Consider the following 14,338-nt stretch of genomic DNA (forward strand, 5'->3'; position numbering starts at 1 on the left):
TGATGACAGGACGGACCGTCGGGGACGGCGGGGAAGGACTGGTCGAATTCTATCCAGAATGCATGAGCGACGGCCAGCGACGACCGGGTTGTCGCGACGAAGCGCAGCGGTTAGCAGCAATCCGTCTAAAAAAGGCGCGGCCTCGCCAGCGTGACCGGCTAGTCTGAAAGTGCTTTGCCGGTCACAGAACCCCACCCAGGCAAACGACAACACAGGAGAGTCGTCATGCTGGAAACCGCACCCCACGAACATAACTATCTGATCGACCACCTGGACGAGATCGAGGCCGTGATCGTCGATCTTTCCTTCAATGTCCAGGACGACCGCTGGCTGGTGTACTGCACCGCCTGCGGCCATGAACACCTCGACCTGCCTGAGACCGACGAACGCATCAGCATCGGCGAGCCGGACCCGTTCCACCAGGCCGCCTGAGTTTCCCGAGCGCATGAAAAAGCCCGGCATCCGCCGGGCTTTCTCGTTACCGCCGGCTCATTGCTGGCCGAGGGTCTGAGCGATGGTCGGGTCCTTGAACACGCGGGTCAGGGCGTCGCTGAGCACCTCGCTGACCAGCTTGCTGTTGGTCGCCTGGTTCGGCGCCATGCCGAAGCGCTGGTTCAGCGAGGCGCCGTAGCGACCGGTGTAACGCCGGCTGCTGTTCTGCACGTCGGCGCGGAAGGTTGCGGTGATGTCGGCCTGGGTGACGTAGACGCCGTCCTTCGGCGACTGGTACTTCAGCTCGGCCAGGGTCAGGGTCAGTTGCGGCGCGTTGTAGGCGTTGGCCGAAGGCGTGTAGCCGAGCAGGCGCACGGCCGTCTCGGCCTGGGCCTGGAGCTTGGGCACCACGTCCTCGCTACGGACGGTCAGGGTGCTGGTATCGGCGTAGAGGCCGCCGCGGGTGCCCAGGGACGGGCCGGGACGGCCATCGACCACCTTGACCACCACCGGCTGGCCATGGCCGACGGCGGTCAACGGTCCTTTAAGGACCGGTTGCGGGTCCAGTTGTTGCGGGCTCAGGGCGCAGCCGCCGAGAACCAGGGCGCTTGCGGTCATCAGGCTGAGCAACAGGCGATGCAGCATGCTCATCTCTCCATGGGTTGGGCACGAATGGCCGGCAGTATAACGGCGCCGCGAAGGCACCGCAGCATTGCCTTGGACGTTCGCCACGGGGCGCGGTTCCTCGCCTGTGGCAGGTGGCGCAGGGCACGCATGCCCGGCGTTTGGCAGATACGGCGCGGCGGATTGTCCCAGGGGGCTTTCGCCGGCGGGCACTTCGTGACCGGGAATGGGAAAAAAGTCTAAGGAGCGGGGTATTTTTTGATTTTCACCGTTATAATCGCCCCCCGATTATAAGGACGCCTCCTGATCGGGTTCCGGCCCCCGCGCCATCCCCCCACAGAGAGCCGCCAGTAGAGCGCTGCCCCATGAGGCAGACGCCCTGAAACGCCTGTAGCGAGTTTTTCGGCAAGGAATGCCGCATGACCCCGCACGATTCTGCGAAGGCATGCCCGCGACAGACGAGCCCTTCCGGCCCATGTCTCCAAAAGAGCGTGGATCGAAGGTATTTCACTACTTCACGAGAGTGTGGCGAGCAATGAAGAGTTTTGCGTCGGTAAGTGCGCCATTAGCGCTTGAAACAGCCCCCCGCAGACGCGACCGCAGCGGATACCTCATGACCAGAGCCTGACGGCCCGTTCCGTCGCGAATGTGCTTGCACGACCGGATGCCCGCATGGGCCAGCCAGGCTGCCAGATCGCCAGCCCCGCGCCCGGCATCCATAGGCGATGACGCCCGGCGTCCCGCCGTTGTTGCGAAGAATCGGACATGACGGCTCCCTCCGCCGCTGCCTGCCGGCCCGTACCGGCCTCGGCCCTGCCCCGTCTGTCGTCAATTTGGTGCTGAAGATTTTGGAGAAGCGTTAATGGCGCAAAACGATCACGAAACAGTCGACATGCTGCTGGTAGGCGCCGGCATCATGAGCGCGACCCTGGCGGTCCTGCTCAAGGAACTCGACCCCAACCTGAAGATGGAAGTCGTCGAACTCCAGGAGTCCGGCGCGATCGAAAGCTCCAACCCGTGGAACAACGCGGGCACCGGCCACGCCGGCCTGTGCGAGCTGAACTACACCCCGCAGTCGGCCGACGGCAGCATCGACATCAAGAAAGCCGTGGGCATCAACACCATGTTCGAGGTGTCGAAGCAGTTCTGGTCGCACCTGGTCGCCAAGGGCACCTTCGGCTCGCCGAAGACCTTCATCAACCCGGTACCGCACCTGAGCTTCGTGCGCGGCAGCGAAGGCATCGCCTACCTGAAGAAGCGCTTCGAATCGCTGACCAAGCACCACGCTTTCGAGACCATGGTCTACTCCGAGGACAAGGCCACCCTCGCCGAGTGGATGCCGCTGATGATGCCGGGTCGTCCGGCCGACGAAGCGATCGCCGCGACCCGCGTCGAGGGCGGTACCGACGTCAACTTCGGCGCCCTGACCAACCAGCTCCTGCAACACCTGGCGCAACAGCCTGGCGCGCAGATCCGCTACAACCAGAAGGTCACCCACCTGCGCCGCGCCGATAACGGCTGGCGGGTCACCGTCAAGGACACCCGCAACGGCGGCGACCGCGAGATCCAGGCACGCTTCGTCTTCCTCGGCGCCGGCGGCGGCGCCCTGCCGCTCCTGCAACTTTCCGGCATCCCGGAAGGCAAGGGCTTCGGTGGTTTCCCGGTGAGCGGCCAGTGGCTGCGCTGCGACAACCCGGAAATCGTCAAGCAGCACCAGGCCAAGGTCTACAGCCAGGCCGAGGTCGGCTCGCCGCCGATGTCCGTGCCGCACCTGGACACCCGCGTGGTGGACGGCAAGAAATCCCTGCTGTTCGGCCCCTATGCCGGTTTCTCCACCAAATTCCTGCGCCATGGCTCGTTCCTCGACCTGCCGCTGTCGGTACGCCCGGGCAACATCCTGCCGATGCTCTCGGTGGCCCGCGACAACATGGACCTGACCCGCTACCTGATCGGCCAGGTCATGCAGTCGCCGGAACAGCGCCTGGAAGCCCTGCGCAAGTTCTACCCCGAAGCCAGGGCCGAGGACTGGCGCCTGGAAGTCGCCGGCCAGCGTGTGCAGATCATCAAGAAAGATCCGAAGAAAGGCGGCATCCTGCAGTTCGGCACCGAGCTGGTGGCCGCCCACGACGGCTCCATCGCCGCCCTGCTGGGCGCCTCGCCGGGCGCCTCGGTGACCGTCTCGATCATGCTCGGCCTGATCGAGCGCTGCTTCCCGGAGCAGGCCCGCTCGCCGGAGTGGAGCGCCAAGCTGAAGGAAATCTTCCCGGCTCGCGAGAAAGAGCTGGAAAGCGACGCCGAGCTGTACCGCAGCGTCAGCAGCCGTTGCAGCGAGGTGCTGGAACTGACCGCGAAGAACGACGTGCAGGCCCCGGTCAACGCCGAGTGAGCCGCGCGCTACGGAACAAGCCGCCTTCGGGCGGCTTTTTCATTTGCGGAGTCAGGCGCCGGCCTCGCAATTGATCATCCAGGACACCCCGAAACGGTCCACCAGGGTACCGAAACAGGGCGACCAGAAGGTCTTGCCCAACTCCAGCTCGACCCGCCCGCCGTCCTCCAGCAAGGCGTCATAGCAGCGCCGCGCCTGCTGCGGGTCGCGGGTATTCAGTGAAAGGGAAATCCCGGAGATCGGCTGCAACGCCGGCCCGTGCCCGTCCGAGGCCATGATCTGGCTGTCGCCGATCTGCAGGTTGGCGTGCATCACCTTGTCGCACCAGCCTTCCGGCACCACCACCGGACCGGGCGCCTCGTCGAAACGGAACAGGAAACTCACCCTGGCACCGATGGCGTGTTCATAGAAACGCAGGGCCTCTTCGCAACGGCCGTTGAAGCAGACGTAGGGCTGGACGTACATGGGAACCTCGGCAGGCTGTTTTTCCTGTGAGTGTAGAAAAGCAGCAGCCTCTCGCAGAGCGAATAAAGCAGTCCTGGCCATTCGCCCCCCCCTGTCTCCCTGGCGCTCCGCAATGCGAGAAGGCCCGTTGCCTATCGTCCCTTGCCACCGCCAGCCGTCATTCGGGTGCTGGCGTTCGCCGACGGGTGGGATTCTTCGGCGGGCCGCGCAACGAAAAAGCCCGCCGAAGGGCGGGCTTTTCACCGCATGGCCGGCTCAGGCGCCCTTGGCCGCCTGCAGCGCTTCGATGTAGGGCGCGGCCTGGCGCTGGTCGGCGACCAGGGCGACGAAGTCGTTGCCCTTGGCGTCGCGCGCATCGAGATCGTAGCCGGCCTCGCGGAAGAAGGTGAGGAAGCGCTCGAAGTCGTCGATGCGCAGGCCGCGATAGGCCTTGATCAGCTTGTGCAGCGAGGGGGGCGTGTCGTCGGCCGGCTCGACGCCGAGGAACAGCTTGATCGACTCGTCACTGATCTCTTCGCCAATGATCTGTTTCTTGTCTTTGCGCATCGCTTTCTCTCAACGGCTCTGGGGCCGGGCTCGCCCGGCGCGGGATAAGGCCAGGCAGTTTACTCCCGGCGCGCGGCGAGGCTCAACGCGCGCGTACCGCGCCGGTGTGCAGGTCGGCCCAGACATGGCCGTTGGGATAGGCGAGGAACTGGCAATAGACCGTCTGGTTGCGCAGCAGGTCGAGCAACGCCGGGTACTGCGCCAGCGGGTAGTTGAGCGTGAGGGTGCGGGTCCCGGCATCGTAGAGCGGCTTCTTCAGGCTCTTGCCTTCGCTGTCGAACTGGATCAGCACCTGGGCCAGGGTCGCGCCCTTGCTCAGCGGCTTGCCCTTCAGGCGCAGCAGGGTCGGCGTGGTGATCGGGATCGGCTGCTGGTTGGACTGCCGCTGGTTGCCCAGCACCACGCTGTACTCGGTGATCTGGATCAGTTGCTGCTGCTCCGGCGCCTCCTGGCGCAACTGGCCGTCGTCGGGCGGCAGGAAGCGCGCGTGCATCGGGGGATTCTCGGCGCCCAGGCCGGCCAGACTGACGAACAGGAGCAGGGAGCCGCACAGGCTACGGGCGAACATCGGGACCTCCGGACAGGGCGAGCCGGCACTCTAGCATGGCTGCCGACCCGCCGCCGAAGCGCTCAGGCGAACTGGGCGCGCATCCAGTCCCGGTAGGCCGGCGCATCGGCGCTGCCTTCGGCAGGCGCCCAACTGGCGAACTCGCCTTCGCCGAGCGGGCGGTAAGGCCCGGCCTTGCATTCGAACAGGATGCTGTCCGGCTCCAGCACCACCAGGGCATGGAACACCCCGGGCGGCAGGTCGACACCGGGGCAGTCCCCAGCGGCGCTCAACTCGCGCTTGTCGAGGAGTTCCCCGTCCTCGGCGAAGACCAGCAGGCCGAGACGGCCCTTGAGCACGATCAGCGCCTCGGCCTTGCCCGCATCCAGGTGCCGGTGCGGCGGGATGTAGGTATTCGGCTGGAGGCCCACTGCCATGCGGTGGCAGGGCTCCTCCATGCGGTGGAAGTTGTGATGCTGGCGACCACGCGGCGCGTTGCCCGCCCCGCTCGCCAGTTCGGCGAACAATTGCTGGTCGAGGTAGCGCGGTCCGGCCATCTCAGAGCCCCTTGACCGCGAAGATGCCCGCGGCGTTGCGCCAGTAGCCCTTGTAGTCCATGCCGTAGCCGAACACGTAGCGGTCGGCGCAGTAGAGGCCGGTGAAGCTGGCCTTGAGGTCGGGCCGGGCCTTGCGCTCATGTTCCTTGTCCACCAGTACGGCGGTGTGCACCGCGCGTGCGCCGGCATGCTTGCAGAAGTCGATGATCGCCGAGAGGGTGTGCCCTTCGTCGAGGATGTCGTCGATGATCAGCACGTCACGGTCGATGAAGGAGATTTCCGGCTTGGCCTTCCAGAACAGTTCGCCGCCGGAGGTCTCGTTGCGGTAACGGGTCGCATGCAGGTAGGACAGTTCGAGGGGGAAGTCGAGCAGCGGGAGCAGCTTGCCGGAGAAGATCAGGCCGCCGTTCATCACGCAGAAGACCACCGGGTTGGTCTCGCCGAGATCGCGGTTGATCGCCTCGGCGACGCGACCGATGGCTGCCTCGACCTCGTCGTTGTTGAACAGGCAGTCGGCTTCCGCCATGACTTGGCGGATGTGCGCGAGATCGACGGACATGGTGCTTCTCCCTGGCTGGGCTGAGAAAAAGTCGGCAAAGGTACTCATCCGGTCGCCATCGGGCAACCCCCGGCGGTCGAGTGCGAATCAGAATAATGGTCCAGACTGTGCGGAATGCATTACGCTAGCGCAATTTTTTTGCCCGCCCCCGTTGGAGACAGTCGCCCATGCCCGTACATGAGATCCGCCACCCCCTCATCCGCCACAAACTGGGCCTGATGCGCCGTGCCGATATCAGCACCAAGAACTTCCGCGAACTGGCCCAGGAAGTCGGCGCCCTGCTGACCTACGAGGCGACCAAGGACCTGCCCCTGGAACAGTACGAAATCCCCGGATGGGCCGGCCCGGTGACGGTGGAGAAGATCTCCGGGAAGAAGATCACCGTGGTGCCGATCCTGCGCGCCGGCATCGGCATGCTCGACGGCGTGCTCAGCCTGATTCCCGGCGCCAAGGTCAGCGCGGTCGGCGTCGCCCGCAACGAAGAGACCCTGGAAGCACGCACCTACCTGGAAAAACTGGCGCCGGACATCGCCGAGCGCCGCTCGCTGATCATCGACCCGATGCTCGCCACCGGTGGCTCGATGGTCGCCACCATCGACCTGCTGAAGAAGGCCGGCAGCAAGGAAATCCGCGCCATGGTGCTGGTCGCCGCCCCCGAGGGCATCGAGGCGGTACGCAAGGCCCACCCGGACGTGATCATCTATACCGCCTCGATCGACGAGAAGCTCGACGAGAACGGCTACATCATTCCGGGCCTGGGCGACGCCGGCGACAAGATCTTCGGTACCAAGCAGAAGGAAGCCTGAACATGGGCGATGCCTTCCAGGAGCCGCTCTGGCGCCAGGTGCTGTCAGGCGCGCAGATGCTGTTCGTCGCCTTCGGCGCGCTGGTGCTGATGCCGCTGATCACCGGTCTGGATCCCAACGTCGCGCTGTTCACCGCCGGCCTCGGGACCCTGCTGTTCCAATTGGTGACCGGGCGCCAGGTACCGGTGTTCCTCGCCTCCAGCTTCGCCTTCATCACCCCGATCATCCTCGCCAAGGGCCAGTTCGGCCTGGCCGCGACCATGGGCGGGGTGGTCGCCGCCGGCTTCGTCTACACCTTCATGGGCCTGGCGGTGAAGATCAAGGGCACCGGCTTCATCGATAAACTGCTGCCGCCGGTGGTGATCGGCCCGGTGATCATCTCGATCGGCCTGGCGATGGCGCCGATCGCGGCGAACATGGCGATGGGCAAGGCCGGCGACGGCAGCGAGCTGCTGCCGTACCGCACCGCGATGATGATCTCGATGCCGGCGCTGCTCACCACCCTGGTGGTGGCGGTATTCGGCAAGGGTATCTTCCGCCTGGTGCCGATCATCGCCGGCGTGCTGGTCGGCTTCGCCCTGTCGTTCGTCTTCGGCGTGGTCGACACCGCCGCAATCGTCGCCGCACCCTGGCTGGAACTGCCGAAATTCACCGCGCCGGAATTCAACTGGCAGGCGATCCTGTTCATCGTCCCGGTGGCCCTGGCCCCGGCCATCGAGCATATCGGCGGGGTCATCGCGGTGGGCGGCGTCACCGGCCAGGACTACCTGAAGAAGCCCGGCCTGCACCGCACCCTCCTTGGCGACGGCCTGGCCACCTCGGCCGCCGGCCTGTTCGGCGGACCGCCCAACACCACCTACGCGGAAGTCACCGGCGCAGTGATGCTGACCAAGAACTACAACCCGAAGATCATGACCTGGGCGGCGGTGATCGCCATCACCCTGGCCTTCGTCGGCAAGTTCGGCGCGATCCTGCAAAGCATCCCGGTACCGGTGATGGGCGGCATCCTCTGCCTGCTGTTCGGCACCATCGCCTCGGTCGGCATGAACACCCTGATCCGGCACAAGGTCGATCTCTCGGAAGCGCGCAACCTGGTGATCGTCTCGGTGACCCTGGTGTTCGGCATCGGCGGCGTGCTGATCGGCAGCGGTACCGGTCCCGACGACATCGGCCTGAAGGGCATCGCCCTGTGCGCCATCGTCGCCATCGTCCTCAACCTGCTGCTGCCGGGCAACGACGGCTGGCAGAACAAGGCGCTCGACGAACAGCACAAGGATTCGCACTGAAACCAACGGGCGGAACACTTCGCTGTTCCGTCCGTATTCCACCCGCCTCGTTATTTTCAAATCATGTAGTCAATCGCTTACTACTTTGTAATTAAACTTCCTTGCATTTCCCAAATAACCACGCCATCTGACTAGCAGAGATTTACTCGCGCTGCTATATAGCCAGTCAAACATGACTGACTAGCCGCTCTGCGCCGCACCCGGCGCGTCGTCAGCCATGAACTTCGAGTTTGGCGGATATATAAGGCCGATCATTTAAAGTCGTGGGAACTTTATTTATCCGCCAACGTCCTTCTGCGCCACCGACATTCATTATCGACAGGAAGTTAGAGATGAATAAACGCACTCCGGCAGTCTTGTTGTTCTGTGCCTGCGCCAGCCTGCTGGGCACCGCCCAGGCCGCCGGTACGCTAATCGGCCAGGTCGGCGTGCAGATGGTCATCGGTGCCGGCTGCACCATCATCAACGGCAGCGTCAGCGGCGGTATCAACCAGTGGGGAACCCTGGACTTCGGCAGCCATTCCGACCTCACCAACGTGGTCGACGCGCAGACCGTCGGCACCAGCGGCAATATCCAGATCCAGTGCAGCACCGGCCTGACCCCGAGCCTGACGGTGAACGCAGGCTTGCACGCCAGCGGCGGCCAGCGCTACATGCAGAACACCACCACCAGCAGCAGCACCATCGCCTACAACATCTATTCGGACGCCGCGCGCAGCGCGCTGATCCAGGCCAACACACCGGTGGACATCTCCTCGGTCTCCACCGGCACCGCGGTCAACATCCCCCTCTATGGCCGCGTGGTGCCCACCGGACAAAGCACGCCCACGCCGACGGCGGGGACCTACACCGACACCCTGCTGGTCACCATCGCCTGGTAAGACGCGCCGCCAGGCGCGGCGCCGGGCAGCATGGTCCTGGGGGGACCGATGAGCCTGAACCGCTACTTCACCGGAGGACTGCTCTGCCTGCTCGGCTGCAACCCGGCAAACGCGCAGACCGCCACCATCGTCCTGAGCGCCACGCTGCTCCCGGCCTGCGAGGCAGGTAGCGTCGGCAGCGGCGGCGCGATCACCTTCGGCACCCTCGACTTCGGCCAGTACGCCTCCCTGAACAACGCCATCAGCGCCACCAGCCAGCAAGGCGCAGGCTCCATCCGGGTCAAGTGCGTCAGCGGCCAGACCTATGCGATCACGCTCGACGGCGGGCTCTACGGCAGCGTCGCCACGCGGCGCATGGCGAACATCGCCAACACCGCCCTCACCCTGACCTACAACCTGTACAGCGACCGCCCCGGCGGCATCGTCTGGGACAACACCACCGGCGTTGCCGCCACCGGCAACGGCAACGACCAGTGGTACCCCATCTACGGCCTGGTGCCGGCACAGACCACGCCGGTCGCCGGGACCTACCGCGACACCGTCAACGTGACCATCAGCTGGTGATGCCGATGTCCAGCCGGCATCTACTCCTGTCGCTTCTCCTGCTCCCGCTGCCGAGCCTGGTCGCGCATGCCGATCCATCGCCGATCAGCCGCGCCTTCCAGGTCCAGGCGGTGGTCGCCAACGGCTGCGCCTTCGGCACCGCCATCAGCGACAACGCCTATGACCTCGGCACCCTGAGCTTCGGCACCCTCGGCAACCTGGCCAGTCCGGTTAACGTCGCCAGCAGCTCCGGGGCCGGCTCCATCGTCCTGACCTGCACTCCGGGAATGACCGTCTCCGTCGCCCTCGACTACGGGATCAATGGCGGCAGCAGCAACCAGCGCTACCTGAAGCGGGTGAGCGGTAACGAGACCCTCGCCTACCAGCTCTACCAGGATGCCGCCTACTCCCAGGTCTGGGGCAACGGGGCACTCGCGCGGACCATCGCCAACTTTCCCGCCAGCACCCAGACCTACACGGTATACGCGCGCCTGTTCGCGGTCGGCAGCCTGCCGTCCGCCGGCAACTACCGCGATACCGTCACCGTCACCCTTTCGTTCTGAGCCGTCATGGAGGATCACATGCCCAGTCCACACCTACCTCTCCGCCCCGGCCGCTGGCTTGCGGCGCTGCTGGCGCTGTTCCTGGGCGGCCCGGCACAAGCCGCCAGTGCGGTGCTGATCTGGCCGATCAACCCGGCCATCGAAGCCGACCAACCGGCCACGGCGCTGTGGCTGGAGAATCGCGGCAAGCAACCGGTGGTCCTGCAGGTGCGCGTGCTCGGCTGGTCCCAGGCGGATTTCCAGGACGTCTATCGCAACCAGCAGGCAGTGATTCCCAGCCCGCCCTTCGTCAAGGTCGAGCCGGGCCGCCGGCAACTGGTCCGGCTGATCCGCCAGGGCGGCCAGCCCAGCACGCCGGAGGACGCCTACCGGGTGCTGATCGACGAAGTGCCCGACGGCAGCGCGGGGCAGACGCAACGAAGCCCCGGTCTCGCCCTGCAGTTCCAGATGCGCTATTCGGTACCGCTGTTCGTCAGCGCCGACGGCGTCTGGACCCAGCCGCGCAGCGATGTCGAGCGCGACCCGGCCGACGCGACCCGGCCGAAGCTGGCCTGGCGGCTGGTCGAGGAACAGGGCAAGCGTTACCTGCAGGTGCGCAACGAGGGTAGCGTGCACGCCCGCCTGAGCCATGTCCGCTGGGAGGGCAACGGCCGCAGCCTGGCGCTGCTGGACGGCCTGCTCGGCTACGTGCTGCCCGGCCAGCAGATGCGCTGGCCGCTGCCGCCGGGGCTGCTGCCGGACGCCGGCATGACCCTGAAACTGCAACTGGCGGACAACGACGCGCCGATCAGCGTTCCCGGGTACTGAGGCGGACGTCGGTCCCGTGCCTCGCCCGTGTCAGCGGCGCTCTCGCCGCCACCGCTCGCTACTGATCGGCCTGGCGCTGCTCTCCCCTGTCCATGCGGCGGACTACCTGGCCGGACTGCCGCCGCCGCAACCCGCTCCGTCCGGCGGCGGCGGCAACGTCCTCTACTACCTGGAACTGGTGATCAACGGCCGCGACAGCGGCCAGGTGGTGCCGGTCAACGCCGCCGATGGCCATTACCTGCTCGACGCCGCGGCCCTGCGCGAAGCCGGCGTGCGCCTGCCTGGCAACCCCGCCGGACAGGTCGCGGTGGATGCCCTGCCCGAGGTCCGGGCGGACTATGACAGCGCCAGCCAGCAACTGCACCTGCAAGTGCCGCCGGACTGGCTGCCGGAGCAGCGCTTCGACGATCCCGGACTGGTCGCCCGCGCCCCGGCGCGCAGCAGCCTCGGCGCGCTGTTCAACTACGACCTGTACTACTCGGCCCCCGCCGACGGCGCCACGCCCTGGCTTTCCGCGCTGCTCGAGCAACGTCTGTTCGACGGCTTCGGGGTGATCTCCAACACCGGCGTCTACACCCGCTATTTCGGCGACGCCGACAACCTCGACAGCCGCTACCTGCGCTACGACACCTACTGGCTGTACAACGACGAACGCAACATGCACAGCTACCAACTGGGCGACTACGTCAACGGCGCGCTGAACTGGACCACCCCGGTACGCATGGGCGGCTTTCGCTTCGCCCGCAACTTCGGCGTACGTCCGGACCTGGTCACCTATCCGCTGCTGCGCTTCGACGGCCAGGCCGCCGTACCCAGCACCGTCGACCTGTTCATCAACGGCTACAAGGCCAGCAGCGCCGACCTGCAGCCCGGTCCCTTCGCCATCAGCAACGTGCCGTATATCAACGGAGCCGGCGAAGCCACGGTGGTGACCACCGACGCCCAGGGCCGACAAGTGGTGACCAGCCTGCCGTTCTACGTATCCAACACCCTGCTGGCGCGCGGCCTGAGCGATTTCGACCTGTCCGTCGGGCGTCTGCGCGACGACTACGGCCTGCGCAACTTCTCCTATGCCGACAATGCCGCCAGCGGCATCTACCGCTACGGCGTCAGCGACCGCCTGACCCTCTCCACCCACGCCGAGGCCGCCAGCGACCTGCGCCTGCTCGGCATCGGCGGCGACATCGCCGTGGCCACCTTCGGCACCCTCAGCCTGGCGGCCAGCGGCAGCGACGGCCAGGGCGACAGCGGCCAGCAATACCTGCTCGGCTACTCCTACTATTCGCGACGGCTCGGCCTCAGCCTGCAACACATCGAGCGCAGCGCCGGCTATGGCGACCTCGGCACCCTGGACGGCGAGTACCAGTTGAGCCGGCGCACCGACCAGGCTACCGCCAGCCTGACCTTCGACGAGCAGGGCACCATCGGTACCGGCTACTTCGACATCCGCGCCCGCGACGGCAGCCGCACGCGCCTGGCCAACCTCTCCTACAGCCGCCCGATCGACAGCCGTAGCAGCGTCTACCTGGCGCTGAACAAGGATCTCGACGGCGACGGCTACAGCGCGCTGATGCAACTGGTGATTCCCTTCGACATCAACGGCCTGCTGAACATCGGCGTCACCCGCGACAGCGACCGGCGCTACAGCGAGCGGGTGATCTGGAGCCGCTCCACGCCGAGCCAGGGCGGCCTCGGCTGGAACCTCGGCTATGGCGGCGGCGCCAGCCGCTACCAGCAGGCCGACCTGACCTGGCGCATGCAGAACGTGCAACTGCAGGGCGGCCTCTATGGCGAGACCGGCAACTACACGCGCTGGGCCGATCTCAGCGGCTCGCTGGTATGGATGGACAACGCCGTGTTCGCCAGCAACCGGATCAACGACGCCTTCGTCCTGGTCAGCACCAAGGGTTATCCACAGGTGCCGATCCGCTACGAGAACCAACTGATGGGCAGCACCGACGACAACGGCCACCTGCTGGTGCCCTGGGTCGCGGCCTACTACCCGGCGAAGTTCCAGATCGAGCCGCTGGACCTTCCGGCCAACGTCAGCGCGCCCGAAGTCGAGCAGCGCGTGGCGGTACGCCAGGGCAGCGGCCTGCTGCTGGATTTCCCGATCCGTGCCGTGGTCGCCGCCAGCATCAGCCTGGTGGACGAGCGCGGCGAACCGCTGCCGCTGGGCAGCCGGGCCGAAGAAACCGGCAGCGGCCAGCGCGCCAGCGTCGGCTGGGACGGCCAGGTCTATTTCGAAGGATTGCAAAGCGACAACCAGCTACGCGTGGTCCGCCCCGACGGCCGGGCCTGCCAGGCACGCTTCCGCCTGGACACGCGCAAACCCACCGTCAGCCAGGTCGGCCCGCTGACCTGCTCGGCCCCCATCGGAGATACGCCATGAGCCGCCACTCCACGTCTGCCTGCCTGCTCGGCTTCGCTACGCTCTGCGCCAGCCCGTTGCTGCTCGCCGCCTGCACCACCAGCTCCGGCACCGGCAATTTCGGCAGCCTGAGTTCGTTCACCGTGGCCAGCACCGCACAGACCATCACCGGCACCACCGGCTTCAAGTGCACCGGCAGCCTGTTGTCGATCCTCAGCACCAACACCATCGACGCGACCATCGCCAGCACCGCCAATCCGCTGGGCACCACGCCGCGGCTGTACAATGCCGCCAGCGGCACCTACCTGCCCTACAGCATCTGCAAGGACAACGGCTGCGGCACCGTCTACAACGTCGGCTCGACGGTACGCTGGAGCAGCACCACCTTCCTCGGCATCCTCGGCCTGTTCAACGCCACCGACGGCAGCCTGCCGCTGTACCTGCGCACCGCCACCGGGGTGACCCTGCCGGCCGGCACCTATACCGATACCATCGGCCTGAACTGGGCCTGGCACCTGTGCGCGGCGGGCATCGGCCCAGTCTGCGTATACGACGACGGCACCGCCAGCAGCAGCGTCAACGTTACCCTGACGGTGCTCAAGGACTGCTTCATCGACAGCGCTCCGGACCTCAGCTTCGGCAGCGCCGCGCTGGTCTCGGCCTTCACCGCGGTGAACCAGAACATTGGCGTGCGCTGCACCCTGAACGCCACCTATACCATCGGCTTCGACAACGGCAACAACTTCAGCGGCGGCTGGCGGCGAATGCTCAGCGGCACCAACGCGATCCAGTACAACCTCTACAAACCGGGCGACTCGACGGTCTGGACCACCAGCAACACCCAGGCAGGCACCGGTAGCGGCGCCGCGCAGAACGTGCCGTACCGGGCCATCGTCAACCCGGCACAGGGCAACGTCCCCGCCGGTACCTACAGCGATACCGTGCGGGTCATCCTCACCTACTGA

The 14,338-nt window shown here is 66.2% G+C and carries 16 protein-coding genes; 10 read left to right on the top strand and 6 right to left on the bottom strand.

What is annotated here, in order from left to right; translation table 11 throughout:
- Positions 1-225: 225 nt before the first annotated feature.
- Entirely contained in the window at positions 226-432 is a 207-nt protein-coding gene (locus tag M6E97_RS31160; RefSeq protein WP_003094951.1) for a hypothetical protein, read from the top strand.
- 57 nt (positions 433-489) lie between these two features.
- Here M6E97_RS31160 and M6E97_RS30735 read toward each other — a convergent pair whose 3' ends face one another.
- Entirely contained in the window at positions 490-1,077 is a 588-nt protein-coding gene (locus M6E97_RS30735) for a YajG family lipoprotein (RefSeq protein ID WP_003094953.1), read from the bottom strand.
- A gap of 841 nt (positions 1,078-1,918) precedes the next feature.
- Between M6E97_RS30735 and mqo the strand changes: the two genes are divergently transcribed.
- Positions 1,919-3,442, top strand: coding sequence for a malate dehydrogenase (quinone) (gene mqo, locus M6E97_RS30740; RefSeq protein WP_003099345.1), 1,524 nt, complete (start codon positions 1,919-1,921; stop codon positions 3,440-3,442).
- Between the two features lie 51 nt (positions 3,443-3,493).
- Here mqo and M6E97_RS30745 read toward each other — a convergent pair whose 3' ends face one another.
- From M6E97_RS30745 to M6E97_RS30765, 5 genes are all read right to left on the bottom strand, one after another.
- Positions 3,494-3,907 (bottom strand): VOC family protein, encoded by a 414-nt coding sequence (locus M6E97_RS30745; protein ID WP_003094957.1) that lies wholly within the window; start codon positions 3,905-3,907, stop codon positions 3,494-3,496.
- 255 nt (positions 3,908-4,162) lie between these two features.
- The gene (locus tag M6E97_RS30750) at positions 4,163-4,453 is read right to left on the bottom strand and encodes a PA4642 family protein (RefSeq protein ID WP_003094960.1); all 291 of its coding nucleotides are present in this window, start codon (positions 4,451-4,453) and stop codon (positions 4,163-4,165) included.
- An 82-nt stretch (positions 4,454-4,535) separates the two neighbouring features.
- Positions 4,536-5,021 (bottom strand): hypothetical protein, encoded by a 486-nt coding sequence (locus tag M6E97_RS30755; RefSeq protein ID WP_033938430.1) that lies wholly within the window; start codon positions 5,019-5,021, stop codon positions 4,536-4,538.
- A 62-nt stretch (positions 5,022-5,083) separates the two neighbouring features.
- Positions 5,084-5,557 carry a WbuC family cupin fold metalloprotein gene (locus M6E97_RS30760; protein ID WP_003094965.1) on the bottom strand — a complete coding sequence of 158 codons (474 nt, stop codon included), beginning with the start codon at positions 5,555-5,557 and terminating at the stop codon, positions 5,084-5,086.
- A gap of 1 nt (position 5,558) precedes the next feature.
- The gene (locus tag M6E97_RS30765) at positions 5,559-6,116 is read right to left on the bottom strand and encodes a hypoxanthine-guanine phosphoribosyltransferase (protein ID WP_003094967.1); all 558 of its coding nucleotides are present in this window, start codon (positions 6,114-6,116) and stop codon (positions 5,559-5,561) included.
- A gap of 167 nt (positions 6,117-6,283) precedes the next feature.
- Between M6E97_RS30765 and upp the strand changes: the two genes are divergently transcribed.
- From upp to M6E97_RS30805, 8 genes are all read left to right on the top strand, one after another.
- The gene (gene upp, locus M6E97_RS30770) at positions 6,284-6,922 is read left to right on the top strand and encodes a uracil phosphoribosyltransferase (RefSeq protein ID WP_003094968.1); all 639 of its coding nucleotides are present in this window, start codon (positions 6,284-6,286) and stop codon (positions 6,920-6,922) included.
- Between the two features lie 2 nt (positions 6,923-6,924).
- Positions 6,925-8,208, top strand: a complete 1,284-nt coding sequence (locus M6E97_RS30775; RefSeq protein WP_003094970.1) for a uracil-xanthine permease family protein — start codon at positions 6,925-6,927, stop codon at positions 8,206-8,208.
- A gap of 332 nt (positions 8,209-8,540) precedes the next feature.
- On the top strand, positions 8,541-9,089 hold the full coding sequence (locus M6E97_RS30780) for a spore coat U domain-containing protein (RefSeq protein ID WP_023100253.1): 549 nt from the start codon (positions 8,541-8,543) through the stop codon (positions 9,087-9,089).
- Positions 9,090-9,119: 30 nt separating this feature from the next.
- Positions 9,120-9,653 (top strand): spore coat U domain-containing protein, encoded by a 534-nt coding sequence (locus M6E97_RS30785; protein ID WP_003135089.1) that lies wholly within the window; start codon positions 9,120-9,122, stop codon positions 9,651-9,653.
- Entirely contained in the window at positions 9,653-10,195 is a 543-nt protein-coding gene (locus M6E97_RS30790) for a spore coat U domain-containing protein (RefSeq protein ID WP_023098841.1), read from the top strand. The genes M6E97_RS30785 and M6E97_RS30790 overlap by 1 nt, the downstream gene beginning before the upstream one ends.
- Positions 10,196-10,213: 18 nt before the next feature.
- Complete coding sequence (locus tag M6E97_RS30795) at positions 10,214-11,002, top strand: molecular chaperone (protein WP_003094976.1); 789 nt, start codon at positions 10,214-10,216, stop codon at positions 11,000-11,002.
- Between the two features lie 16 nt (positions 11,003-11,018).
- Positions 11,019-13,394, top strand: coding sequence for a fimbria/pilus outer membrane usher protein (locus tag M6E97_RS30800; protein WP_034005470.1), 2,376 nt, complete (start codon positions 11,019-11,021; stop codon positions 13,392-13,394).
- A complete protein-coding gene (locus tag M6E97_RS30805; RefSeq protein WP_003094979.1) occupies positions 13,391-14,338 on the top strand; it encodes a spore coat U domain-containing protein in 948 nt (315 codons plus the stop codon). Before M6E97_RS30800 ends, M6E97_RS30805 begins: the two co-directional genes overlap by 4 nt.

It is taken from the genome of Pseudomonas sp. B111, from assembly GCF_026428275.1.
Lineage (GTDB): Bacteria > Pseudomonadota > Gammaproteobacteria > Pseudomonadales > Pseudomonadaceae > Pseudomonas > Pseudomonas aeruginosa.